This window comes from Candidatus Nitrosopumilus sp., from assembly GCF_029882185.1.
GTDB lineage: Archaea > Thermoproteota > Nitrososphaeria > Nitrososphaerales > Nitrosopumilaceae > Nitrosopumilus.
In genome coordinates this window covers 47,614-72,105 of sequence record NZ_JAOULD010000005.1, presented here as the reverse complement: position 1 = coordinate 72,105, position 24,492 = coordinate 47,614, and the positions used below count along the sequence as shown (strand labels likewise).

At 31.3% G+C, this 24,492-nt stretch carries 25 protein-coding genes and 1 tRNA gene; 14 read left to right on the top strand and 12 right to left on the bottom strand.

Annotated features, from left to right (window positions below; translation table 11 throughout):
• The 4 genes from OEW78_RS02945 to OEW78_RS02930 form a co-directional block, all read left to right on the top strand.
• The coding region (locus tag OEW78_RS02945) for a DNA primase small subunit domain-containing protein (protein ID WP_300323822.1) at positions 1 to 738 on the top strand (738 nt) is incomplete at its 5' end.
• A 47-nt stretch (positions 739 to 785) separates the two neighbouring features.
• Complete coding sequence (locus OEW78_RS02940; protein ID WP_300323820.1) at positions 786 to 3,641, top strand: UPF0182 family protein; 2,856 nt, start codon at positions 786 to 788, stop codon at positions 3,639 to 3,641.
• Positions 3,642 to 4,184: a gamma-glutamyl-gamma-aminobutyrate hydrolase family protein gene (locus tag OEW78_RS02935; protein ID WP_300323818.1), complete on the top strand. Its 543-nt coding sequence runs from the start codon at positions 3,642 to 3,644 to the stop codon at positions 4,182 to 4,184.
• Positions 4,185 to 4,217: 33 nt separating this feature from the next.
• Positions 4,218 to 5,180, top strand: coding sequence for a tetratricopeptide repeat protein (locus tag OEW78_RS02930; protein WP_300323816.1), 963 nt, complete (start codon positions 4,218 to 4,220; stop codon positions 5,178 to 5,180).
• Here the strand turns inward: OEW78_RS02930 and OEW78_RS02925 are convergent.
• Positions 5,181 to 5,254, bottom strand: a tRNA-Gly gene (locus tag OEW78_RS02925).
• 52 nt (positions 5,255 to 5,306) lie between these two features.
• On the opposite strand from OEW78_RS02925, the gene OEW78_RS02920 reads away from it, so the two are divergent.
• Positions 5,307 to 5,480 carry a zinc-domain-containing protein gene (locus OEW78_RS02920; RefSeq protein ID WP_300323814.1) on the top strand — a complete coding sequence of 58 codons (174 nt, stop codon included), beginning with the start codon at positions 5,307 to 5,309 and terminating at the stop codon, positions 5,478 to 5,480.
• On the opposite strand, the gene OEW78_RS02915 is transcribed toward OEW78_RS02920, so the two are convergent.
• The gene (locus tag OEW78_RS02915; protein WP_300323812.1) at positions 5,481 to 5,603 is read right to left on the bottom strand and encodes a hypothetical protein; all 123 of its coding nucleotides are present in this window, start codon (positions 5,601 to 5,603) and stop codon (positions 5,481 to 5,483) included.
• A gap of 75 nt (positions 5,604 to 5,678) precedes the next feature.
• Between OEW78_RS02915 and OEW78_RS02910 the strand changes: the two genes are divergently transcribed.
• From OEW78_RS02910 to OEW78_RS02890, 5 genes are all read left to right on the top strand, one after another.
• Complete coding sequence (locus OEW78_RS02910) at positions 5,679 to 6,080, top strand: 30S ribosomal protein S6e (RefSeq protein WP_300323810.1); 402 nt, start codon at positions 5,679 to 5,681, stop codon at positions 6,078 to 6,080.
• A gap of 31 nt (positions 6,081 to 6,111) precedes the next feature.
• The gene (locus OEW78_RS02905) at positions 6,112 to 7,374 is read left to right on the top strand and encodes a translation initiation factor IF-2 subunit gamma (protein ID WP_300323808.1); all 1,263 of its coding nucleotides are present in this window, start codon (positions 6,112 to 6,114) and stop codon (positions 7,372 to 7,374) included.
• Positions 7,367 to 7,735 carry a twitching motility protein PilT gene (locus tag OEW78_RS02900; RefSeq protein WP_300323783.1) on the top strand — a complete coding sequence of 123 codons (369 nt, stop codon included), beginning with the start codon at positions 7,367 to 7,369 and terminating at the stop codon, positions 7,733 to 7,735. Before OEW78_RS02905 ends, OEW78_RS02900 begins: the two co-directional genes overlap by 8 nt.
• Before the next feature lie 34 nt (positions 7,736 to 7,769).
• The gene (locus tag OEW78_RS02895) at positions 7,770 to 8,216 is read left to right on the top strand and encodes a YbhB/YbcL family Raf kinase inhibitor-like protein (protein ID WP_300323781.1); all 447 of its coding nucleotides are present in this window, start codon (positions 7,770 to 7,772) and stop codon (positions 8,214 to 8,216) included.
• Positions 8,217 to 8,279: 63 nt separating this feature from the next.
• Entirely contained in the window at positions 8,280 to 10,418 is a 2,139-nt protein-coding gene (locus OEW78_RS02890) for an STT3 domain-containing protein (protein WP_300323778.1), read from the top strand.
• Here OEW78_RS02890 and OEW78_RS02885 read toward each other — a convergent pair.
• From OEW78_RS02885 to cobO, 3 genes are read right to left on the bottom strand one after another with little or no spacing between them, the layout of a single operon-like run.
• Complete coding sequence (locus tag OEW78_RS02885; RefSeq protein WP_300323775.1) at positions 10,415 to 10,570, bottom strand: RNA-protein complex protein Nop10; 156 nt, start codon at positions 10,568 to 10,570, stop codon at positions 10,415 to 10,417. The two genes, OEW78_RS02890 and OEW78_RS02885, sit on opposite strands and share 4 nt — an antisense overlap.
• Before the next feature lies 1 nt (position 10,571).
• A complete protein-coding gene (locus tag OEW78_RS02880) occupies positions 10,572 to 11,369 on the bottom strand; it encodes a S1 RNA-binding domain-containing protein (RefSeq protein WP_300323772.1) in 798 nt (265 codons plus the stop codon).
• 41 nt (positions 11,370 to 11,410) lie between these two features.
• A complete protein-coding gene (cobO, locus tag OEW78_RS02875) occupies positions 11,411 to 11,944 on the bottom strand; it encodes a cob(I)yrinic acid a,c-diamide adenosyltransferase (RefSeq protein ID WP_300323769.1) in 534 nt (177 codons plus the stop codon).
• A gap of 87 nt (positions 11,945 to 12,031) precedes the next feature.
• Here cobO and OEW78_RS02870 point away from each other — a divergent pair, with 87 nt between their 5' ends.
• Positions 12,032 to 13,387 (top strand): cobyrinate a,c-diamide synthase, encoded by a 1,356-nt coding sequence (locus OEW78_RS02870; RefSeq protein ID WP_300323766.1) that lies wholly within the window; start codon positions 12,032 to 12,034, stop codon positions 13,385 to 13,387.
• On the opposite strand, the gene OEW78_RS02865 is transcribed toward OEW78_RS02870, so the two are convergent.
• Genes OEW78_RS02865 through OEW78_RS02850 form a run of 4 tightly spaced genes read right to left on the bottom strand, consistent with a single transcriptional unit; the run spans position 13,376 to position 16,943 of the window.
• Positions 13,376 to 14,017 (bottom strand): precorrin-8X methylmutase, encoded by a 642-nt coding sequence (locus OEW78_RS02865; protein WP_300323763.1) that lies wholly within the window; start codon positions 14,015 to 14,017, stop codon positions 13,376 to 13,378. The two genes, OEW78_RS02870 and OEW78_RS02865, sit on opposite strands and share 12 nt — an antisense overlap.
• Complete coding sequence (locus tag OEW78_RS02860; protein ID WP_300323760.1) at positions 14,007 to 14,759, bottom strand: CbiX/SirB N-terminal domain-containing protein; 753 nt, start codon at positions 14,757 to 14,759, stop codon at positions 14,007 to 14,009. Before OEW78_RS02860 ends, OEW78_RS02865 begins: the two co-directional genes overlap by 11 nt.
• Positions 14,756 to 15,808 carry a cobalamin biosynthesis protein gene (locus tag OEW78_RS02855; protein WP_300323757.1) on the bottom strand — a complete coding sequence of 351 codons (1,053 nt, stop codon included), beginning with the start codon at positions 15,806 to 15,808 and terminating at the stop codon, positions 14,756 to 14,758. The genes OEW78_RS02860 and OEW78_RS02855 overlap by 4 nt, the downstream gene beginning before the upstream one ends.
• Before the next feature lie 31 nt (positions 15,809 to 15,839).
• Complete coding sequence (locus OEW78_RS02850; protein ID WP_300323754.1) at positions 15,840 to 16,943, bottom strand: cobalt-precorrin-5B (C(1))-methyltransferase; 1,104 nt, start codon at positions 16,941 to 16,943, stop codon at positions 15,840 to 15,842.
• Between the two features lie 79 nt (positions 16,944 to 17,022).
• Here OEW78_RS02850 and OEW78_RS02845 point away from each other — a divergent pair, with 79 nt between their 5' ends.
• Complete coding sequence (locus OEW78_RS02845) at positions 17,023 to 17,883, top strand: NAD-dependent epimerase/dehydratase family protein (protein ID WP_300323751.1); 861 nt, start codon at positions 17,023 to 17,025, stop codon at positions 17,881 to 17,883.
• Here the strand turns inward: OEW78_RS02845 and metK are convergent.
• Together metK and OEW78_RS02835 are read right to left on the bottom strand one after the other, a co-directional pair.
• Positions 17,869 to 19,035 carry a methionine adenosyltransferase gene (gene metK / locus OEW78_RS02840; RefSeq protein ID WP_300323748.1) on the bottom strand — a complete coding sequence of 389 codons (1,167 nt, stop codon included), beginning with the start codon at positions 19,033 to 19,035 and terminating at the stop codon, positions 17,869 to 17,871. The genes OEW78_RS02845 and metK overlap by 15 nt on opposite strands.
• Before the next feature lie 16 nt (positions 19,036 to 19,051).
• Positions 19,052 to 19,297, bottom strand: a complete 246-nt coding sequence (locus OEW78_RS02835; RefSeq protein ID WP_300323745.1) for a U6 snRNA-associated Sm-like protein LSm6 — start codon at positions 19,295 to 19,297, stop codon at positions 19,052 to 19,054.
• Positions 19,298 to 19,405: 108 nt separating this feature from the next.
• Here OEW78_RS02835 and OEW78_RS02830 point away from each other — a divergent pair, with 108 nt between their 5' ends.
• Together OEW78_RS02830 and OEW78_RS02825 are read left to right on the top strand one after the other, a co-directional pair.
• The gene (locus OEW78_RS02830; RefSeq protein ID WP_300323742.1) at positions 19,406 to 20,065 is read left to right on the top strand and encodes an ATPase domain-containing protein; all 660 of its coding nucleotides are present in this window, start codon (positions 19,406 to 19,408) and stop codon (positions 20,063 to 20,065) included.
• Positions 20,066 to 20,163: 98 nt separating this feature from the next.
• Positions 20,164 to 22,905, top strand: a complete 2,742-nt coding sequence (locus OEW78_RS02825) for a DEAD/DEAH box helicase (RefSeq protein WP_300323739.1) — start codon at positions 20,164 to 20,166, stop codon at positions 22,903 to 22,905.
• On the opposite strand, the gene OEW78_RS02820 is transcribed toward OEW78_RS02825, so the two are convergent.
• Entirely contained in the window at positions 22,902 to 24,299 is a 1,398-nt protein-coding gene (locus tag OEW78_RS02820; protein WP_300323736.1) for a single-stranded DNA-binding protein, read from the bottom strand. The two genes, OEW78_RS02825 and OEW78_RS02820, sit on opposite strands and share 4 nt — an antisense overlap.
• Positions 24,300 to 24,492 lie beyond the last annotated feature (193 nt).

The window sequence follows — 24,492 nt, the reverse complement described above, 5'->3', positions numbered from 1 at the left end:
AAATGCAATTCCACTAAATTAGAAAAAAAATCTTTAACGTGCAAAAATTGTATTAATGCATCAAAAACAGAAGCCTCTAAACTATCTGAAGTTTTAATTGATGATTTTGCAATAACTAAAGATAACATACATGTCTATTTTTCTGGAAATGAGGGATTTCATGTTTATGTATATGATTCACAGTTTCAGGAAATTGGATCAAGAGAAAGATCAGAGTTAACTGATTATATTTCGTTGCGTGGATCTATCCCTGAAACATTTGGAATGAAAAAACTAAAACAAGATCGTGCATCATTTCCTGATTTTGATGAAAAAGGTTGGAGAGGAAGATTTGCAAAACAAATTTTTGGCTCAAAATCTAAGCGCTCAAAAATAATTACAGAATTACTTACAAATGGCTATTCTTCTTTTCAAAAAACTCTTGATGATTTATCTGAAAGTATTGGAGTAAAAATAGATCCTAATGTAACGATGGATATTCACAGAATTTTTAGATTGCCTGGTTCAATTAACAGTAAAAGTGGACTAACAAAAATTCAATGCAATGATTTGACAAAATTTGATCCATATATCGAAGCATCTTTTCTCAGCGATGATACAGTAGAAATTTTTGCAAATTGCCCAATTGAATTTAAATTAAAAAATAAAACATTTGGACCGTACATTAACGAAATAGTAACGGTTCCCACATTTGCTGCAGTTTACATGATTTGCAAAAAACTAGCTAGAATAGCTTGATTTTGCTGGTAAGACATTAATTTACCAAATCTGAATAAAATCTAGTTTTGTATAGCGCCTCTACTGATAAGCAAGCTCCGCCTCCTGATGCTGGAAAATACATCAGATTAGGTATTGTTGCAATTATTGGAATTGTGATTTTCACTATGGTGGGAAATCAGGCAGTAATTTTATCAATGAATTTCACTGAATTTGGAGATCAATTTTCTAAGCCTCTTTACTATACATTAGTTTCCGCAATAATTCTATCTGCTATTGCTCTTATTCGGGTCAACATCGCAGGACGTTCTTCAATTTTCTGGTATGCAATTAGTATTGGAATCGGATTTCTAGGTGGAGGTGGACAACAACCAATCTCAAACACACTGAAAAGTTTTAGAGATTACAAATTATCTATACCACAATTTGTAATCTGGCAAATCACAAAGATTCTGCTTTTTGGCGCTTTCTTTGTAAATATAATGTTTGGATTTGCAGCCATGTCATTTATTGATGGAAACACTTTGGGATTGGAACATTTGCCATCCTTGTTTACTTTACCATTTGTAACTCCCGATAACAATCCAAACTATGCATCAGAAAATGTTGTTCCAATGATTCCCGCTTTGGTAATTTTGGTTCCACCATTACTTGCAGCCATTGGACTACGTCTAGTTTTGTATGTTGGAATTCACAGAATAATTAATGTAATTACATCTTATATTCAAGATTCTAATGAAGGAAAACCACGATATCTAAATTATGTTTCAACAATTGAAGGAATAATTGGTATAGGTATTATTTGGGCTGGAATCAATTTATTCTTTACAGATCAGATTGATTACAATACTAGATATGTAATAGGAGGTACTCTTGTCATAGGTTTTGCATTAATTGCGTTTTCAGTAGTTGATAGAATTAGAGCACGTGTTTTAACTCATATGTTTAAGAGAGATGTGTATATCAGATTTTTAACAATCGTTGCTATTGCAATAATTGTAGCTGGTGTTGTTTCAGTTAACAATAGTATTGCAGATGCTAAAAAGATTGAATTTTTGGGTCCATACACGGCTCAACAAATAGGAGTAAATCGCTATTTGGGTGAACTAAATGATGTACAAGAAAACATTCATGACGTTCAACTAAAGTCTGTTTCAGCAAATAATATCAAAAATTATGTAAAACAAAACAGTGATGTTCTTGATGTCATTCGAGTTTGGGATTGGGAAGCAGCTTTTGCTAAATTAAAACCTGAGATAGGATTGATTCCATATGTTGACTTTGAAGACAATGATATTCTTCGCTTTAACAATACTTTGTACTGGACAGCCTCAATGAAACCAATTCTACCAACATCTGTTAGCCTTGAAAACAGATGGTATAATGAACATCTTGTTTATACACATGTTCCTGATGGATTTCTTACTTTAGAAGCAACTGACGGACAAATTGTTGACAGTGGTGAATTCTTTAAACAACGAGAAATTTACTATGGTGAGGGTGGATTATTTGAGCAGACCTGGTCTGGTTATCCTAATTCACGAGGTGGTAATAGTGCAGAACTTGGAGGGGCGTCTTATTCAGGACTAGGTGGACTGGATGTTTCACCACCATTAAGTTGGATATTTGAGCCAAACTTTTTGCTTTCATTTCCAGGCGAATCAGTACACATTATGAGATACAAAGATGTTCATGACAGAATGGAAATCCTTTATCCGTACTTTCTTTATGATTTGTTTGGAAAAGAATTAGATTCACTTCCTGTAACTGATGGCGAAAATTCCTATTGGCTTATTCCATTAATTATTGGATTTGATACAGGAGATGTTCCATGGTCTGTAGGAAATCCATACTTGCGTTTAGTAGGATATGCACTAGTTGATTCTTACAATGGTGATATTCAGTTATTAAAAACTGGAGATGATTTCTTTACTGAAATGTTTGCTAGCCAATACTCTGAACAATTCAAGCCAATGCCTGCTTGGTTAGAAGAACAAATCAGGTATCCTGTTGAATTATTCAATTGGAAAACAGAGATGTATAACATCTATCACGTAACTAATGTAGAGACATTTATCCAAGCCAATGAATTTTATGAAATCCCTCGTGGACTTGACACATATTATGTTGAAGCAAAACCTCCTGGTTTTGATCAAACAGAATTCGTGGGATTACTCTCATTAGAATTACGAGGATCTCAAGGCAGAAACCTTGCAGGATACATGGTAGTAGAAAATGATCTTACTAACTTGGGAGATATGCAATTTTATGAAGTACCGTTAGATTCTACAACTAAACTTATTGGTCCTACAGCAGTCAGGGAAGCACTTGATAGAGATCCAGAATTTGCTCAATTGAAAACTCTTTTAAGAAATCCAAGAGTTGGTGATAATATTCTGTATCGTGTAGGTGATCATGATATTTACTTTATTCCTGTTTATACTGCAGGTGCTGGTGGAGTTGTTGCTCAATTAGGAACTATTGCAGCAGTAGGTGCCGCATTTAATGGAGAGTATTTTGTTGGATTGGGTGAAACTCAAGAAAAAGCATTTGAAGCATATTTGAAGAAAGTTTCTGGTGTAGCATCAACAACAACCACTGTTGATGATGATTATGTAGAATTGATTAGAAGTGATAGGATTAATATCATAAAGTCGTTATTTGAAAGAAACGCAATCTCTGTTTCAGAGCCAACATCTATTCAAATTCCACTTTCATTTAATGAAGGAGAATTATTTTTCTTTACTGAAAGTGATCGTGCAGATGCAGAAGAGTTCTTACTTGAATTTATAGATGACTTTGTAAAACCACGTAGTGACAGAGTCTTCATGTGGCAAGAAGATACAAATCTCAATATTGGAACTGTATTTGTAAAAGATGGACTTCCTGAGATACATTATGTCTCAATAGAGGTAGGCAACTAATTGCTTCTTGTTGTTGATAACGGTTCTATATACACAAAAAAATTAACTGATTTTTTAATTCAAAAAAATATTTCATTTGAAAAACAATCTCCACAAATTTTAAACTTGAATTTTCTTTCAAACTATGATTCTTTCATTCTTTCTGGAAGACGAAAAAATGAAAAAAAGATCAATGAAATAAATTCCAAAATTATTACATATTGTATAAAAAACAATAGCAAATTACTTGGAATTTGCTATGGTGCAGAAATTTTAGCCCTTACTTTAGGTGGTACTATAAGAAAAACTCATTCACTTAAAAAAGGAAATGAATCAATACAAATTATGATAGAAAATCCAATTTGTAAAAATTCAATATCTGTTTTTGAAAGTCATAGTTATGAAATATCCAAACTGCCTACCATCTTAATTCCACTAGCTAAATCAAAGAATTGTAAATATGAAATTATCCAATATGAAAAAAAACCAATCTTTGGAACTCAATTTCATCCTGAAATGAGTCAAGATGGTAATAACTTGATTGAAAAATTCTGTTTACTCTGATTGATTTTAATAACTCCAGAATTTCTTCATTTTATGGAAAAAGAAAATCATGAATTATTATTACCACTTGTAGATGAAGAAAATATCTGTCTCCCTTTACCAATTAACGTGGTATCAAAATATTGGAATATTGATTTGCCTATGGCAGAAGCATTGGAATCTGCAAAAAAATATTCTGGATTTGATGGTAGTATTCTGATTGAGGGAATAGAAATAGCAGAAAGGCATGGACTAGCCTGTAAAATATTTCATTCATCCTTGTCTGAACTGAAAAAAATTATTGATTTAGGAATTCCACCAATTGTTATCCTTCCAGGTATTCCTGAGATTACACAACATGCTTCTGTAATTACTGGTTATGATGAAGTAGAGAAAACAATTCTACATTATATTCAAAAGGGAAATCAAGAGGGCGAGCAACAAGAAGGTGCAATTCCTCAAGATGTTTTTGAGAAAGAATGGTCTGAAGAAGGAAGATTAATGATAATCTTGGTTCCCTCTGACATTTTACATTCAATAGATTTGAAAAATGATTCTAATGAAAAATCAAATAGATTATGCCTTATTTCTGAAAAACAAAATATTTTAAAAAATAATGCTGAAGCACTTGAATCGTTAAAACAAGCCTTAGATCTTGATGAAAATAATCCAACTGCACTTAATCTATTTGGTGCTATGCTTAATGCTCAAAATTCTCCAGAATGCATAAAATATTATGAGAAATGTTTGCAAGTAAACAGTAATTCATATCTGAGTTATAATGGTCTAGGAAATTTTTATCTTAAAACAGGTCAATTTGATAAAGCAGAAAATTCATACAATAAAGCAATTAAAATCAATTCTAAACGTTCTGCAAAAATATATAAAAATCGTGCTTTTCTCAGAGAAAAACAAAACAATAACTCTGGAGCAAAAGATGATCTTAAAAATTATCTAAAATATTTCCCTAAAGCTCCTGACAGAGGAATAATAGAGCAAGCAATAAGAGAATTATAATGCGGAGTGCGGGATTTGAACCCGCGGCCTTCAGCTTGGGAAGCTGACATCTTACCAGACTAGACAAACTCCGCCCAATAGAAATTCATTGATTATGATTAAATATCTTAATTCATTAACAAAGATATGGATGCAAGATGTCCTGAATGTGAAAAAGTTGCAATATTAGATGATGATATAACTAATGTGAAATGTCCTCACTGTAATTTTAAAGCAGATTACGAATCATATATTGAAATTATGAAAGATCAAGCAATCAACATGTCGTCTGATTATATTCCAGATAGACCTGGATTTTAATTACCAATAATTTCCTTTATCAGAACAATCTAAATGAGCTCCACAATTAGGACAGAACATATGACACGCTTGCATGTCTACCATCTTATTATCACATCTTGGACATCTGATCTCATCTACCATGACTATCTTTGTTAATCTTGATTTAAAAATAATGTCCAAAGGTTAATTAGTCGTTCAACTTTTATTTTAAAATAATTGGCAAACTTCAAGCTTACAATATCTGACATTAAAGGAAAATCTGTTTCAAAGGAACTCAAAGACAGTGATGCCAACCCTCTGTTGGGATTGCAGTTAGGGAATGAAACTGATGCATCAGTTGTTGGATTAACTGGAAAACTAAAACTCACTGGAGGCAGTGATAAATCTGGTGTTCCAATGAGAAATGATGTTCATGGTGCAGCAAGAAAAAAAGTTTTGCTTTCAAAAGGTGTTGGTTTACAAGATGCAGAATATGGACAAAGAAAAAGAAAACTAATGCGCGGAAATACAATATCCGAAGAAATCTATCAAGTAAATTGTAAATTTGATGGAGAATTACCAGTTGAAGCTCCTACTGAAGAATCTACAGAAGAAAAAACTGAAGATAAAAAAGAATAACTTAACATATACCGATTTTACTTTTTGACTCATGCATTGGAGAGAAACTCTTCCTGATTGGTACATCAAAAAATATGGTTATCAGCCATGTGTTAACATTGGTACTGCCGGCCACGTAGATCATGGAAAAACTACTCTAATTCAAGCTTTGACTGGTTCATGGACTAGTGTACATAGTCAAGAACTAAAACGTGGAATTACTATACGTGTTGGTTATTCTGATGCAGCTTTTTATAAATGTAAAAAATGTGAAGAGCCTTTAGGATATTCTACAACTCCAAAGTGCAATAATTGTGGAAAAGAAAGTGAATTATCAAGAGTCGTTAGTTTTGTAGATAGCCCTGGACACGAGAGTCTTATGGCAAACATGCTTTCAGGTTCAGCATTAATGGATGGAGCTTTACTTTTAGTTGCAGCAAATGAAAAAGTTCCTAAACCACAAACAAAAGAACATTTGTTAGCTCTTCAAACACTTAGAATTCAACAAATTGTCGTTGTACAAAATAAAGTAGATTTACTTTCTTACAATGAAGCTCTTAAAAATTATCAGGATATTACAAAATTTGTTAAAGGAACACATGCTGCAAAAGCACCTGTAATACCAATTTCTGCGCAATCTGGATTAAACATAGATGCATTAATTGGAGCAATTGAATCAACGATAAAAACTCCTGACAGAGATGAGAAAGCAGATACTGTAATGCATGTTTTACGTTCTTTTGACGTGAACAAGCCTGGAATAAAATTAAAGGACATCAAGGGCGGTGTAATTGGTGGAAGTCTTACTCAAGGAGTTTTTAATATCGGTGATGAAATTGAGATAAAACCTGGAATTATGAATGAAAAGAAAAAGACTTACGAACCACTTTTAACAGAAATCACTTCGTTAGGAACTGCCGCAGGAATTGTTGAATCAGTAAAGCCTGGAGGTTTGGTTGCAATTGGAACAAAATTAGATCCTTCCATGACTAGGAGTGATTCATTCATTGGCTCAGTTATTGGCAAACCTGGAACGCTACCAGAAAATTCTACTCTACTAAAATTAGAAGTAAATTTGTTTGATTCTGCTGTAGGCATAACCGAAGATGTGAAAGTCCAACCAATTCAATCAGGTGAATTACTCCGATTAAATATTGGAACCGCTCCTGTGTTAGGTAAAGTAATCCAGGTAAAATCAAAAAATATTGAAATTGAACTAAGAAGGCCTGCATGTATCTTTGAAGGTGGTAATGTTGCAATTAGTAGGAGAATTGCTGAAAGATGGAGATTAATTGGTGCAGGAATAGTTGGTTGAAGTAATCTGTGACACAAATTTTCTTATTCATCTAGCTACTAACAGAATCAAAAATATTGATAATTTGGATGTAGAGATAGGTCAAATTACTTTTGTCGTTCCACAAGTTGTAAAAAATGAATTATTACAATTGGAAAAAATCCAAGAAAAAAAACAAGAAATTAAGTTAACTCTAGATTATATCAAAAATTTCAAAATAATTCCAATTCTAGGTTCATTTGCTGATAAAGAGTTGATTAACTATGTTTCAAAAAATCGAGTGATTATAGCCACGATGGATAAAGAATTAAAAAAACAGATCAAAAATAATGGAAGTTCAATTATCTCATTCTCAAATAATAGAATAATTTTAGAATCTTAGAAATATTTAACTTGAAGATCTACAAAGCAATGATATGGATTTAACAAGTACAGCATTTGAAAATAATGGAATTATTCCAAAAAAATATGGATATAAACATGGAAACATTAGTCCTCCTTTAAAAATACATGAAATTCCTGAAAATACAGTTTCTCTTGCATTGATAATGGATGATCCTGATGCCATGGAAGCTGTTGGAAAAGTTTGGGTACATTGGGTTGTGTGGAATATAGAGACTAAAAATAATGAATTTAAAGAAAATTCTATTCCTTCAACCTGTATTGAAGGTGAAACTGATTTTGGTGAAATTGGATATGGTGGACCTGCTCCTCCAGACAAGGAACATACCTATATTTTCAAATTATACGCATTAGATCAAAAATTAGATAACAAAAAGGGTTCAAATAAACAGGAAATTGAATCTGCAATGAAAAATCATATCATTGAAGAAACTTTACTCCAAGGTAAATATGCTCCATAATCTAATAACATTTTTTTCATTTTTATACAAAGAGTAATAACAAAGTTTCTTGAAAATCGATTGTTGCTTTCTAGTACAAAACTTCTATCTGTAGGTACTTTTGATTTTAAATTAAATCATCTTTTAGTGATTGGAGTTTTGATTTTATCTTTTAGCATATCATTTTTACTCCGTTCACAACCTGCTGATTTTGGATTTGAACTAAATGAATTTGATCCTTTTTTTAATTATAGAGCAACACAATACATTGTAGATAATGGAATTAGTGATTATTTTGAATGGAGAGATAATCTTAGTTGGTATCCTTTTGGTAGAGATGTCTCAAAAACTTCTCAAGTAATTCTTCATTTGACAGCTGCTTCCACATATTGGATTTTTGGTGGAGGAATGAATCTATATGATTTCACAATTCTATTTCCTGTAATATTTGCATCATTATCAGTAATTCTAATTTTTGCATTGGTTAGAGTAATTGGTGGAACAACAGCTGGCCTATTTGCTTCTATCTTATTTTCAGTTTCCATACCTCTATTAATCAGAAGTCCCATTGGATGGTTCAAATCTGAACCTCTAGGAATATTTTTTAGCCTTTTAGCTGTATATTCTCTCTTAAGTGGAATTAATTCACAAAATAAAAAAATTGCAATTTTAAAACTTGTTAGTGCCGGAATTTTTACTACTTTTTCTCTTTCAGCATGGGGTGGAAATCAATTTTTTATTATTCCTATAGGAATTTTCTTTCTTACTCTACCATTTTTAAGAACAGATCATAAATTCATAGTATGGACTATTCCCCTTTACACAGTTACCACAATCATAGTTTCTTTAGGATTTGAACGAGTTAGTTCTAATTTTATTTTTGGGTTGGGAGGAGTTTCATTAATTGTACCTGCATTATTTCTAATATCTTGTGTTTTTATCCAAAATAAGAGTTCAAAAAATAAAACTAGAAATGGACTCTTACTTTTACTTGCACTATTAATTATTGCACCAACTATTTTGCTTATAAATTCTGATTCTCAATTTTTACCTTTACCTAGTCATAGATATCTTAATGCTTTGAATCCATTTCTAACTACTACAAATCCATTGGTAGATTCTGTCTCAGAACATGCAACAACAACTTTGAAACAATCATTTTTGTTTCATTCTGTTTTAATGATATTTTCAGGAATAGGAATTTGGTTATTAATAAAAAATTTACAAATAAAAAATTCTAGTTTCATCAAAAACGATATGTTGTCATTCTCATTAATTTTGGGTTTTGTTGGAGTTTATGTTAGCTCAACTTTTGTTAGACTAGAAGTTTTTGCTTCAATTGGAATCATAATTTTAGCATCTTTAGGACTAACTTTCTTAGTAAGAGAATTCTTTCAAAATGATTATCATTCAAAAAAACCACTTAGTAAGATACTGCAAATACCATTTGTTATAGGAATAATTATTCTCTTAACTGTCCCTATGGTTTATCCAATAAACTCTACACCATCATCTGTATCATCAATGCCTCCTACAATAATGAATGGTGGAACATCTTTTCATCTTGCTACAAATGACTGGTTAGATGCACTTGATTGGATAAAAGAAAATACTCCCAAAGATGCTGTTATTGCGTCATGGTGGGATTATGGATATTGGATCTCTACAATGGGTGAGAGAGCATCATTAGCAGATAATTCAACTATTCATACACACATTATTGAAAATATTGCAAAAATGTTACTTAATAGTCCTGATATTGCTTGGTATAATCTTAATGAAATGCAGGCTGATTATGTATTGATATTTGTATCTGGTGAAAAATTGAATATAGACACACCCGAGTCGTATTATATCTTATCAGGTGGTGGTGATGAATCAAAAAAACAATGGTTTATGAAAATAGCTGGATATGATCTTTCAAAATATTTAGAAGCAGATGGTATTAGCGGAACTGATTATTTTTGGAATGAAACTTTACTTGGAAAAATGACTCCATTTTCTCTATTAGGATATGTCAATCCAAATAATCCTAATCAGCAATCTTCTACACTTGTTTCAGGAATGATTGGAATATATAAAAAAGATATCAAATTCCCTGCTGATGGTGATGAACCCTTAAGATTAGTATATGCATCATCTAGTTTCACAGAAGAAAAAGTTGGACCAATGCTTGGAATTTTTATCTATGAAGTAAACAAAGATTTCAAACCTTTGTCTTAGGAATATCTTTCAGCTAATCTGTATCTCATGTATTTATCGTCTGGTGAAAATTTTGCAGGATGTACAGAAATAGTTTCTTCACTACACTTTGGACATTTTTCTTTTAGTGTATAATGATTACACTTTGAACATTTTCTTAATAAAAATCTCATGTTAGTTCTCTCTTGTTTTCTTTGATTCTTCTCTAATGAACTTGAATGATCCTTTTTTCTTTTCAATGTTTGTTTGAATTTCTTCAACAATAGGTTTTAGTAATTTCTCAGCAGATTTGAAATCCTCTGAAATTATAGAGAGTCTATATTTTGGTGCTCCTAAATATGTAATATCTATAGTGGAATCTTTTTTTATTGTATCTAATAATGTTTTTTTAATTATTTCAACCCCGTCTGATTTATTGTTTGTAATCTCCATAATTCCTCTAATTTCTACTGAAGGAAGTTTTATTTTTGAACAAATATCTTCAATTACTGTTGCAGTTTTTTTAGCAATTTTTAATTCCTTTACTGATCCTATGCCATTTCTTCCAATAGATATGAAAGCATCATACACTGAATCAAATTTTGAATAAATACTATCTTCTAACTTTTCAACTTCATCATCTGTTAATTTAGCCTTTTCCTGAACATTTTGTAATAGAGTTTTGCCTTTTTCAAATTTTTTAACTTCTTTTAGTTTTTGTTTTTTCTGATCTTTTGATACTTGTTTTAATGAAAGATCTATATCTCCACGTTGAGCATTCACTTTTTTTACTAGGAGAACTTTTTTCTCTCCATCTCTTACAAATCTATTAACTGATCTAATCCAACCTGGAGCAATTTCTGAAATGTGTAAAAATCCTTGAATGTCGTCATATTCATCTAATGTAACATATGCCCCATGATCCATTACTTTGGTGATTGTAGCAAGAACAATTTCTCCCTGTTCAGGCATTTCTTGAATTTCAGTAGACATTTCTTCTAAAACTCTCTCATGCGTAAATTAATGTTTGCTGGTTAGAAATCAATACCTTCCTTTGCCTTGATTCCTTGCTGAAATGGATGTTTAATCTCTTTCATTTCTGTAACTAGATCAGCAATTTCAATGATTTCATCTTTGGCATAATTGCCAGTTAGTACCAAATCCACATTTTTTGGCTTTGATTTAATAATATCTAAAACATCGTTTACTGAAATCAAATTAAGATTCACTGCATAGTTTATCTCATCCAAAATTACAATATCGTATTTACCTGATTGAATTTTTTGATTACTTACTCTTATTGCCTCTTTGGCAATTTTTCGATGATCTTCTTTTGAATTTTTATCATCAATTATGCCAACAAACCCTTTGCCTACAGCTACCATTTCAAATTCAGGCTCTAGTCTTTTTGATGAATCCATTTCTCCATAATGCCACGAACCTTTGATGAATTGAATCATACATGTTTTCTTTTCATATCCTGTAGCACGCAATACAATACCTAAAGCTGCAGTAGTCTTCCCTTTACCTTTTCCAGTATAAACAATTGTCAATCCATCCTTTTTCATAAATGATGCTTGGTAGATCTTACTAAAAACATTAAGGATTTTTTGGAATACATCAATTTAAATAAAAAATGATTATAGTCATGCAAATTGAGAATACCTAGAATTGTTATTGCTGGTGCTACAAGTGGAGTAGGTAAAACATCAATCACATGTTCAATAATTTACTCTCTGCAAAAAAATGGATTTTCTGTTCAACCTTTTAAGGTTGGACCTGATTATATTGATCCCGTATATCTATCAAGTATTTCAAAACATGAAACATACAACCTAGATGCTTGGCTGATGGGTAAAAATCACCTTTTGAATAGTTTCATTCTAAACTCTAAATCTGATATATCTGTGATAGAAGGTGTAATGGGATTCTATGATGGCTTTGGCGGTGATTCAAACTATGCTAGTACACATCATGTAGCCTCACTAACAAAATCCCCAGTACTACTAGTTTTAGATGCAAGTAAAACTTCTCGTTCTATTGCTGCAACTGCACTTGGATTCTTAAAATTTCATAGAAATTCTCGTATTGCTGGAATTATTCTTAATAAAATAGGCAGTAAAAAGCACGAGATATTATGCAGAACTGCTCTTGCTGAAACAAAAATCCCAATTGTTGGTGTAATTCCAAAAAATCCTTTACTTGAAATGCCCTCAAGACATCTTGGATTAATTTCTACATTAGAGAATAAAGTTCTAAAAATTCAAATTCAAAAAGTTGCAAAAATAATTTCAGAATATATTGATATAAATGAAATAATTAAAATCGCAAAAAATTCCCATACTCTTATTAAAAAACTAAAACCTATACACAAAAAAGCAAAAACTACTATTGCAGTTGCCCTTGACACTTCATTTAATTTCTATTATCAAGATAATTTGGAAGCATTACGTCGTGAGGGTGCAAATTTAAAATTTTTTAGTCCTGTAAAAGATAAAAAAATTCCAAAATGTAATGGGCTTTACATTGGTGGTGGTTTCCCAGAAATTTTGGGTGACTTACTTTCAAAAAATCAAACAATGAAAAAATCAATCAAGAAATTGTCTGAAGATAACCTTCCCATTTATGCTGAATGTGGTGGGTTAATGTATTTAACAAAATCTATCTCATCTGAAAATAAAAAATACAAAATGATTGGTCTTTTTGATGCTGAAACTAAAATGACAAAGAAAATGAAACTCAATTATACCAAAGGTAAAATTACTTCAAATAATCCAATTTCTGAAAAACTACATGATTTTCATGGCCACGAGTTTCATTACTCTCAATTAGATTCCATATCACCTGATTCAAAATTTGCCTATTCATTAGAAATTGGTGATGGAATTAGAAAACAACAAGATGGATTAATTCAATATAATACGTTGGCGTCTTATGGTCATCTGTATTTTGACAGTTCAAACTATGCCCAAATTTTTGTTAAAAACTCTTTAAAATATTCAAAAAGATGATTCGGCACGAATCAATTTGAATAATGCATTAATTGTAGCAGACACTGAAGAACTTCCCCCTTTTCTACCAATATTGGTGATAAATGGCGTATCTTCCAGCTTTGATAATTCTTCTTTTGATTCGGCAGCACAGATGAATCCAACTGGGATTCCAATAATTAATGCGGGTTTGACAATACCTTCTTTGACCATCTGAATTACTTCTTGAAGAGCAGTGGGTGCATTTCCTATTGCAACAACTCCACCATCAATATTTGATGCAGCAGTCCTCATTGATACTTGAGAGCGAGTCTTACCTTCTTTTTTTGCCAATTCCATAATTTCTGGCTTTGAAATATTACAAACTATATTGTTTCCAAAATCCTTAGGATTTTGTTTATTCATTCCTCCAATAACCCCATTTACATCAACTACTATACTGCAACCATCTCTCAAAGCGTTCATACCACTTTCAATTGCATTCTTATGAAAAATTAACCTATTTTTATCTGCAAAATCAAAGTCTGCTGTTGAATGAATGATTCTTCTAACAATAGGCCATTCTTTTTTGCTGAAATCATGTGGACCTATCTCGTCTTCAATCATTTGCATACTTGCGTCTTCAATTGATTGCCCTTTCTTAGTTTGCATCTTCTACCTCTTTCGCTCTTTCTAAAATCAAATCTATCATCTTTTGATCAGTTCCAATATGTTTTGTAATGAATGCTTTCTCTATGGAGGATTTTTCAAGTGCTGGTATCAAATCATTGTTAATATCGGTTTTAACATGAGCACCTTCATGAAGAAAATAAAACACAATTATCAATACTTTCGGATTATCTTTTTCACATTTTTTAATTCCTTCAAAAATATCTGGTTGCTCAATTTCTAACCAACATCTACTAACATTTCTATACGAATTTGTTAATGAATTTACTATGTAATCTAATGATCTTTGTGCATTAGGATCTTTACTTCCATGACCTATAATCATTATGTCTACTTCATTATTTGAGAGTGTAATTCCATTTTCTTTTAATGTTGTAGATATTCTATTTTCAACAACATTCACCAGTGTTTTATGCATGCTCATTTGTTTTGTAACCACAAATTTCACTTTGGTATTTTCTTGTAGTTTCATAACATACGTAACTGCATTTTTTACTTTTTTACCTGGATACAAAAAGTAAGGCACAATGGTTAAAGAATCAATACCTTCTTTGAGACATTTAGCAATTCCATCCTCGATATATGGGGGTTCAACCTCTAGAAAACAATAATCCACAATAACATAGTCCCCTTTTGCCTTGATCCCTTTGCAAATTACATCCAGTTCTTCAGATGCCTCTCTTTCTCTACTTCCTCTATCAATTAGCAGCAATCCTCTTCTCAATTCATTTTCCTCGCTATAGATATAGTCAAATTTGGTGGGAATTTTTGCTTTTCCACTATTAATTCCCCTTTTGATACTTTGATAGCAGCAGCTTCTGAAACACTTGCAGTTCCTTCAAATGCTTTTACTATTTTAGAGGGATTTGGAGCAGTAATCTCTGCCAAATCTTCTCTATTTACATATTCTATAGGAATATTCATCTCCTTGCCAAGATCAATCAATCCTTGAACATCTTGAGGTTTTTTTATTGATACCAACTTTCCAATAGATTTTGGACTAAGATTAAATTTTTCTAAACAATGTTCTATTCCTTCTCTTATGGTATCTTTTGTCGTATCCCAATGTAATCCTATTCCAACAACCAAGCTTGGTGGACGATATATCACAGATTCTCTAGAAATTTCTTTTTCAATAGTTCTATCTGAAATTATAAGATAAGCCTTAGAATTTGATTTTTTTAAACTTTCCATATTATCATATGTCACAACATTTTTTGGCAATTTCTTATACCAGTTTCTCTCTCCTGCCTCTTGAAAAACACCTATTGGTTCTTCATTTACCATATGTGCACTAATTTTTGTCACAGTTGAATCATCATCTATTTTCCAATTGTATTCTCTTCCAACTAGATCAACTGCTATTGTTTTATTAACATCTGCTGCAGTGGTAATTACAGGTATGGCTCCAAGCTTGTCTGCTATCTCTTGAGTTAGTTCATTGCCTCCTCCTATATGCCCAGATAAAACACTGATCACAAAATTTGTTTGATCATCAATTACAATTACAGCAGGATCGATCTTTTTGTCTTTCAAATATGGAGCAATTAGTCTAATTACTGCTCCTAATGAAAAAATACAGATTAATGCATTATTTTTTTTAAAAAGTTCAACAATTTTCTCTGTAGTAGGCTCAGAATACCATGTAATTCCAACGGATTCATTTGTAAGTTTTGCAGGAACAAATATCTCCCAATCTGGAAAAAGTTTTTTTAGATTTGCTCCTATGTTTATCCCATTTTTAGTAATAGCAAGAACTGAAATTTTTTCCATATTCAAAATCTTTTGACTTTAATAAAATACCTTACTGTTCAGATTTTCTAGCTAAAATTTTTCCCTCAAAATCAAACAATATTACATCAATTGGAACTTTTTCTTCAGAATGTTTTCTCATATGTTTATACGTCTCGCCACAAATCAAATCAAAAAACCCCTTGATTTTATTTTCTTGAACAATCTCTGAAACATGCCTTGCTGTATTTGCTTTTTTTATCTCTTGAATTACACTTTCACTCGCATTGCATTTTCTAGCTAACTCTGCTAGAAAGCTCATATCCACTTTAGACCCTTTAACATGAGTTTGTTTTACACCAGCTGCCATTTTTGCTATCTTGCCAATAAAACCAACAACATACGCTCTTTTGATATTCTTTCTACTACATTGTTGAATCGTATATCCTGAAAAATCACCCATTTGCACAAAACAATGAACTGGTAAATCTACAATTTTCTTTGCAAAATCTTCACTTCTTCCTCCTGTTGTTAGAACAACGGTATCATTTCCAGATGCAATTGCAACATCCAAGTTTTGTCTTATTGATGCTGCATATGATGCTGTAGAAAATGGAATTACAATTCCACTAGTTCCTAAAATTGAAATTCCATTTATGATCCCTAATCTTGGATTATCTGTTTTAGGCCCTAATTCTTTTCCTTTAGGAACTGAAATAACTATTCTGATTCCTTTTTCTAAAAGAATTTCCTTTCCAATCTCTCTTAGATTTTCAGTAATCATTTTTTTAGGAACTGGGTTTATTGCAGGTTTGTTAATTTCTAAACCTAATCCTGGTTTAGTTACAATACCTATACCTTCTCCACCATCAATTTCAATTTCATCTATTTTTTTAGTAAATGACAAATCTACAATGATTTCTGCTCCATGAGTAACATCTGGATCATCTCCTCCATTTTTTATTACTGAGCATTTTGCTTTATCTGATTCAAAATGGCATGAATGTATTGGGATTTGAACATATGATCTTTTTGGCAATAAAATATCTATATTCTCAATTTTTTTTTGGTTAATTATTGATAATAATGCTGCTTTTGATGCTGCAGTTGCAGAACTTCCTGTAGTATAACCTGTCTTTAATTTTGTCTTTTCTTCTTTCACATTAATTGTATTCATTTTGTAGTATTAACTCTTATTTCACAATTTTTGAAGATTATTCAAATAGATTTAAAATTAAAACAAACTTTGTTCTATTATGGTAAAAAATCTAAAGATTGTTGTTACTGGAGCTAGTGGTTTTGTTGCAAAAAATCTTAGAAAATATTTATCAGAAAAAAATATTGATTTGATGTCAATATCTAGAAGTGACTTTAAGAATTTTAAATGTGAAACTAAAATTATTTCAAAAAATTATAACGAAAAAGATATTCTAAAAAAGATCAAAAATTCAGATGCATTAATTCATCTCGCTGGAATAGGAAAACAGTCTGTAAATACAGATTTTGATTTGATAAATACAGATTTAACAAAACATATAGTAAATCTATGTAAGAAAGCTAAAATCAAAAAAATTATCTATTTGAGTGGACTAGGAGTTTCACCAAATACATCTTTAGGTTATTTTATTTCAAAGTATAATGCGGAAAGACAAATCACTAATTCTGGTTTGGATTTTATAATTTTTAGACCATCCTACATTATTGGAAAAGATGATTTATTATCAAAATATCTTAAAAAACAAATGAAATCTGGAGAAATCAAAATTCCAGGTTCTGGAAAATATCTAATTCAACCAATATCTATATCTGATGTTGTAAAAGTAATTTTTGAATCAACATATACATCAAAATTTAACAATGAAATCATTGATCTTGTAGGACCTGATCATGTCTCTTTTGAAAAATATGTTAAACTCTTTTCTAAAGGAACTAATACCAAAATTAGAAAAGTCAATCTAGAAGATGTATATCGTGATGCCATCACTAATCAAAAATCCGATTTTGGAATTGATGATCTAAATATTCTAATAGGCAATTTTAAAGGAAATTATAAAAAATTATCTAAAATATCTAAAATTAAATTTCAATCTGTAATGGAATCATTACAATCTGGCTGATTGTCTTAATGTTTCAGCTTTGTCTGTTTTTTCCCACGTAAACTCTGGCTCATTTCTTCCAAAATGACCATAAGATGCAGTTTTTCGGTAAATTGGTCTCTTTAAATCCAATTGTGAAATAATTCCTGATGGCTTCATATCAAAATTCTTTCTTACTAAATCTTCAATCTGATTTTCAGGAATTTTGTTTGTTCCAAACGTATTGACATAAAGCGATACTGGTTCTGCAACTCCAATTGCATATGCAAGTTGAACTTCACATCTATCAGCTAATCCTCCCGCAACTAAATTTTTTGCAATATATCTGCACATGTAACATGCAGATCTATCTACTTTAGATGGATCCTTTCCTGAAAAAGCTCCTCCACCATGTCTTCCAAATCCACCATAGCTGTCAACAATAATCTTTCTTCCAGTTAATCCTGCATCGCCATGTGGACCACCTATTACAAATTTTCCTGTAGGATTAATGTGAATTTTAATATCGTCATTCCATAGATCACCTAAAACTGGTTTGATAACTTTTTCAATAATCTCTCTTGAAATTTCCTCTTGAGAAATCTCTGGTGCATGTTGTGTGGAAACCACTACTGTTTCAATTTTGGTAGGTTTATTGTCTTCATATCTAACAGAAACTTGTGTTTTTCCATCAGGTCTTGCCCAAGGAAGAACATTGTTTTTTCTAACTTCAGCTAATTTTTGTGCTAGTTTTTGTGAAAGCAAAATCGGCATCGGCATGAGCTCTTTTGTTTCATTAGTAGCATATCCAAACATTAATCCTTGATCTCCTGCACCTTGTTCTTTATCTTCAGTTGCTGTGACACCTTGACTGATATCTGGACTTTGAGAATGAAGGCGTAAAGTTACTTCACAAGATTCAGTATCAAACATCAAATCTTTGTTATCATACCCAATTTCTCTGATAGTTTTTCTAACTAATTCTTCTTGAGCTTTTTTATCAAAATTTGCTTTAGATGTTACTTCACCTGCAACTGCTACAAAATCAGTAGTAACCAATGTTTCAACAGCTACTCTTGAATCTGGATCTTGTCTAAGATATTCATCTAAGAATGCATCAGAAATATTATCACATATTTTATCTGGATGACCTTCTGTTACCGATTCAGATGTAAATAGAAAATTACTGGTCATACAACCACACCATTAACTAGAGTTCATTTTCTAGTTTGATAAATAATACATTGTTGCCCCTTACAATTACTCTGCCATAATTTGCAATTGTTTTACCTTCATGAATCTCTTCAGCATCAGTCATAATCAAATTCATGTAAGAATCAACATTATCCATTTTACCTTTATACTCGACTTCGTTTTTCAGTCTTACAGTTACTTTCTTCTTAGTACTTTTCTGAAGAGTTGTTAGAGGTCGTTTTGCACTGTTTGATTGGGACACTAATTGTTCACTTGTTTTGCAACTTTGTTATCTAGCATAAAAGCCTTACCTCTTTTGCAAAAATTGAAATTCCTTAAATTTTTTCTCCTTTTTCTAATAATTATCCAAATGATTTCTACGGGTTTACAAAAATTAGACAAATTCTTGTCTGGAGGAATTCCTCATAGTGTGATTGTAGATATTTTCGGTGGAGGTGGAACTGGAAAAACTCTACTATTGTTCCAATTATTGATTAATTCAATTAAAAATGGTGGTGATATTTTGTATCTAGATACATCTGGTGGATTTAGACCTGAACGTATATTGGAAATTCAAAAAGAATCTAAAATGGAGATTGATTTACTTGAAAAAATTACAGTATCAAGAATTACCAATACTTCGGATCAAATCAAGTCCATCAAAAATATCGAAGAAAATAATTTTACCTTAATAGTAATTGATAATATTACTGATTTATTCTCTTATGAATATCAAAATGAAAAATCTATTTTTGAAAAAAATTCACTGTTTATGAAATACATGCATGAATTATCAAAATTAGCCATAAGAAAAAAAATTCCAATTATTGTTAGTAATATGATCAGGAACATGGATGGCAAAGAGATTGAAAATATGCAAAATGCAATTGATCCTTTTACACATATCAAAATTCATCTTTTTAAAAATTCATCAAAATTCAATGGTGAAATTTATTGGGCATTAAAAAAAGAAACTTTTTCTTATACCATTACAAAAATTGGACTTGTTGATCATACTGAAGATTTTTAATGGTCTATTTTTAGGTTAAATAATGGCAGGAATTTTTGATTCAATCCCAATTATTACTGTAGCTTTATTTGCACTTGGCTTAGTTGGTGTAATTGTTTATGAAAAAGCAAGATCAAATGAATCAACTGAATCCAATTCTTGATTCTTTATTTGGGAAATTTGGATTTTCTAAGCTAACTGAAATTCAAAAAAAAGCATCACCAATAATTTTACAAAAGAAAGATTGTCTTGTGATTGCACCAACGGGTTCAGGAAAAACTGAATGTTCTGTAATTCCAATTTTTTCGCTTTTAAAAAATTCTAAAAAGATTGGAAAAATTAAAGCTCTCTATATTACTCCACTAAGAGCATTAAATCGAGATGTATTTAGGAGAATTACAACATATGCACATGAAAATCAGTTAACGATTGAAATTCGTCATGGAGATACTAGTCAAAAAGACAGAAAAAAGATTACTGAAAATCCTTCAGATGTCCTAATTACTACACCCGAAACTTTGATGATTCTTTTAACTCAGATCAAAATGTTAAATGCATTATCTGAGTTGGAATGGATTGTAATTGATGAAGTTCATGAGTTACTATCTAGTGAACGTGGTTCTCAATTATCATTAAGTATTGAAAGACTCGAATTGAACTCAAAATTTCCACTTTCAAAAGTTGGATTATCTGCAACTGTTGGAAATTTTGATGAAGCAGGAAAATTTGTTGTAGGAACCAAGCGTAAGTGTGAGATAATTAGAGATACTTCTGTAAGAAAATATGATGTAGAAATCAAATATGTTGATGGAACAATTTCAGACGTAGCAGAAAAAATTACTGAATATGTATCAAAAATGGATCTAGATTCACCTATTCTTCTTTTCACAAATACTCGAGGAGAAGCTGAATTTTTAGCATCAATATTAAAAGAAAAATCATCTATTCCTATTGAATTACATCATGGCTCTCTCTCAAAAGAAGTAAGAGAAGAAACTGAATTAATTCTGCGTGAAGGAAAAAGTGGTATTGTAGTGTGTACTTCTTCACTGGAGTTGGGATTAGACATTGGTTCAGTTGAATTAGTAATCCATTACGGTTCTCCAAGACAAGTCTCAAAATTTGTACAAAGAATAGGTAGAAGTAAGCACAATAGAAATGAATCAGCTCAAGGATTAATTATCACAAATAATCCTGATGATGAATTTGAAGCACAAGCAATTCTTGATCGAACTCAAGAGGGTTCTATAGAAGAACAAAAAATTCACGATGGCTCCCTTGACGTTTTAGCACATCATTTAGTAGGATTATCCATGCAAATTGGTGAAATTTCAGTTGAGCAAGCTTTTGAATTAGTAGCAAAGGCATATCCTTTTAGGAATTTAAAAATTAAAGATCTAATCGATGTTTTAGATTTACTTGATTCAAATTATTTGATATTTTTTGATAGAATAAAAATGACTTTCTGGAAAAAAGGCCGCTCATTCAAATATTATTTTGAAAATCTTTCAACCATTCCAGATATTCTCAAATTCAAGGTTTTTGACAGCGTTGGAAAAAAAATCATTGGATCTTTAGATCAAAGATTTGTAGGTGATTTTGGCGACTCTGGAAATATTTTTGTCTTAAAAGGTTCTCAATGGAGAATTCTCAATGTTGATGAAAAATCGCTTAGTGTAAATGTTGAACCTTTTAGAGGAGCTGGAATCACTGTTCCATATTGGGAGGGTGAAAATATTCCAATTGATTACAAAACTGCAAGTAAAGTAGGAAATTTTCGTAGCAAAGTTAAGAATGGAAATTTTAAACTAATTAACAAAATAATTGAAAAATTAAATTTTGATGTAATTCCCGATGAAAACAATATTGTAATTGAGTCAAATAGATCACAAGGATCAATTGTAATCCATTCTTGTTTGGGGAGCAAAATTAATTCAACATTAGCCACATTACTTTCTTCAATGTTTTCGGCAATGTTGGGAACTATGGTTGATTCTCGTTCTGATGGATATAGAATTGTTTTGTCTTCTAGATCTAGAATTTCAGAAAAATTATTCATGGATATTCTAAAAGATGATTATGATTTACAGTCTATAGTTAGTGCATCTTTAACAGGAACCCACAATGTAAATTGGAGAACATGGTGTGTTGCAAAAAAATTTGGTGTGGTTGGTAGAGGTGCAATATATGAAAAAAAATCTGCCAGATTTTTGTATGAGCGATATTCTAAAACAGTACTTGTTAATGAAGCTCTTCGAGAATTATTTCATGATAAATATGATCTCAAAAATTCTGAAATAATTCTAAAAAAGATCAAAGATAATAAAATCCATGTCATATGGTTGGAAGTTGATCAATTTTCAAAATTAGCAGAACCCATATTAGATCATACTACAAAATATTATTCTTCTCCTGTAAATCTTGACAAGGGGATTCTTGATCTTGTAAAAGCTAGATTAGAAAAGACAAAACATCGTCTGATTTGTGCTCGTTGTGGAAAATGGGAACGTGTGTTTCAAACATTTGAGGTAAAAAATTCACCCATGTGTCCATATTGTAAAGCTAGACAAATTACTGCAACATATTATTCTGATTATGATTTACCTAAAATCATAAGAAAAAAACATGATGGAAAAAAACTGTCTGCTGATGAAAGGCACAAATTTGATCGTGCATGGAAAGTTGCATCTTTAGTAGAAAACTTTGGAAAGATTGCCATTACTGTGATATCTGGATATGGAGTTGGTGCAGATACTGCAGCAAGAATCTTGAGAAACATGGTTGATGAAGAACATTTATTCAAACAAATCTATGAGGCAGAAAGACAATATGTAGTAACCAGGGGTTTTTGGGATTCTTAATTCTTCTTTGTAATTTTAGAGAATGGGGTGATAAACAACTCTATTCTTCCTTCTAATCCTGCTTTTGCATTTAGTCCTGTAATAGAAATAATTTCTCCTAATTCACACTTATCAATTATTCTTGCTTGATTTCTCCAACCCTTAACCCAAATTTGCCCTGTGTCGTCTTCAACAAACATCTCTGAAAGTGCTATTGATTCTCCTGATTTTGTCTGAACTTCACGTCTTTCAGGAACTTTTAACACAATTGCTTCAATACAATAATTTCCATCCGCCTTGATTTCATTAATTTTTGTTCTGAGTTGAGATAATGAAGGAATTGATTCATCGTTATCTAATTTTCTAACAAATGAATTTTCATCCAAAGTAATTGAATTTCCGTAAACTTTTGATGGCATGCATTCTATTACATCTCCTTCTACACAGATAATAGTTGAGTTTGAAAAATCACTAATATTGAATAAATTCTTTTTATTGTCAACTGCTAAAATTAGATTTTTTCCATTTTCTGTTGGTGATATAGATAGAATTCTAGCAATTACTGGTTCTGCTTCTTTGCCCCCCTCAATTTCAATAATTGTTGCATCATTTCCATGAATTTCCAATCCTTGATTTCCTGATTTTACTCTGACACCTAGTAATCTCACCTTAGCTGATTGTGAAATCATATTTGGGATAGTTGACTCATCTTTACCCCATAACACTACTCTCATTGCACTCCCATCTTTTCCTTTCAGTCTCATTCTCAGAGCTTTTCCAGGCATACCCCGAGAATTTGTAAATTCCATTCCAGTAATTATTCCATCAATTGTTCCTGAAACTACTAAATCTTTTTCTCCCTCATGAGATTCACTCACATCTTTTGTAATAGTGTCTATAGTAGGAATTTCACTTTTCGTATCTGTAGTTTCTATGTTTGATCCAGAACCGATGTTTATGGTTGGAGAACCATCAAGATCTGATTTAACATAAGCTTTGATAATTTTGATTAAATCCCCTGGTTTTAGATTTTCAATTCCTGGAAGATTTGCTTTCTCATCCCATAATTTTACACTGGCAGTTGAATTTGTATCATAGACAGTCATTGTCCTTAGATAAAATGGAGAACCATCTTTCCTAGAAAATTGTTTGGCAGGTGAAAGATTCAAAACCCTAGTTTCTAATGAAATTTCTTTTGCTCCTGCATACAGATCCTTTAAACTAATCTCCGTTTTTTGCGGTTCTGATAATGTTATTCCATAGTCTGAAGCGATTAAAAATAATGCACCCTGATCAGTCAAATAACCTGCACCGATCTTTTCTTTTTTATGTTTTATCTTGTTTTCAAGTTGTTCTTTAGTTAATTCCGGTTTTTGTTCTAAAAATTTATTGATAAGATTCTCAAATTCTGACAACTCAGTTTTGCTAAATTCATTCTATTAATAAAAATTTCATTCTTTTGTCAATTTGATTTAATGAAAAAATGATCGCTACATCGTACTGATTTTGTATTTTTAAAAAATTCTATAATCATTTTGTTAATTTTCTACATTGTTTTATCTTGATTAATTCAATTATTCTAAAATATGCCGTCACTTATCTCACTAA

Excerpts from the sequence above, each read along its gene's own strand:
- OEW78_RS02830 (WP_300323742.1), top strand. The coding sequence starts at position 19,406 with ATGATTTCTACGGGTTTACAAAAATTAGACAAATTCTTGTCTGGAGGA.
- OEW78_RS02920 (WP_300323814.1), top strand. The coding sequence starts at position 5,307 with ATGGATGCAAGATGTCCTGAATGTGAAAAAGTTGCAATATTAGATGAT.
- cobO (WP_300323769.1), bottom strand. The coding sequence starts at position 11,944 with ATGAAAAAGGATGGATTGACAATTGTTTATACTGGAAAAGGTAAAGGG.
- OEW78_RS02905 (WP_300323808.1), top strand. The coding sequence starts at position 6,112 with ATGCATTGGAGAGAAACTCTTCCTGATTGGTACATCAAAAAATATGGT.
- OEW78_RS02825 (WP_300323739.1), top strand. The coding sequence starts at position 20,164 with ATGAAAAAGCAAGATCAAATGAATCAACTGAATCCAATTCTTGATTCT.
- OEW78_RS02845 (WP_300323751.1), top strand. The coding sequence starts at position 17,023 with ATGGTAAAAAATCTAAAGATTGTTGTTACTGGAGCTAGTGGTTTTGTT.
- OEW78_RS02930 (WP_300323816.1), top strand. The coding sequence starts at position 4,218 with ATGGAAAAAGAAAATCATGAATTATTATTACCACTTGTAGATGAAGAA.
- OEW78_RS02880 (WP_300323772.1), bottom strand. The coding sequence starts at position 11,369 with ATGTCTACTGAAATTCAAGAAATGCCTGAACAGGGAGAAATTGTTCTT.
- OEW78_RS02885 (WP_300323775.1), bottom strand. The coding sequence starts at position 10,570 with ATGAGATTTTTATTAAGAAAATGTTCAAAGTGTAATCATTATACACTA.
- OEW78_RS02915 (WP_300323812.1), bottom strand. The coding sequence starts at position 5,603 with ATGGTAGATGAGATCAGATGTCCAAGATGTGATAATAAGATGGTAGAC.
- OEW78_RS02865 (WP_300323763.1), bottom strand. The coding sequence starts at position 14,017 with ATGCAAACTAAGAAAGGGCAATCAATTGAAGACGCAAGTATGCAAATG.
- OEW78_RS02895 (WP_300323781.1), top strand. The coding sequence starts at position 7,770 with ATGGATTTAACAAGTACAGCATTTGAAAATAATGGAATTATTCCAAAA.
- metK (WP_300323748.1), bottom strand. The coding sequence starts at position 19,035 with ATGACCAGTAATTTTCTATTTACATCTGAATCGGTAACAGAAGGTCAT.
- OEW78_RS02855 (WP_300323757.1), bottom strand. The coding sequence starts at position 15,808 with ATGGAAAAAATTTCAGTTCTTGCTATTACTAAAAATGGGATAAACATA.
- OEW78_RS02850 (WP_300323754.1), bottom strand. The coding sequence starts at position 16,943 with ATGAATACAATTAATGTGAAAGAAGAAAAGACAAAATTAAAGACAGGT.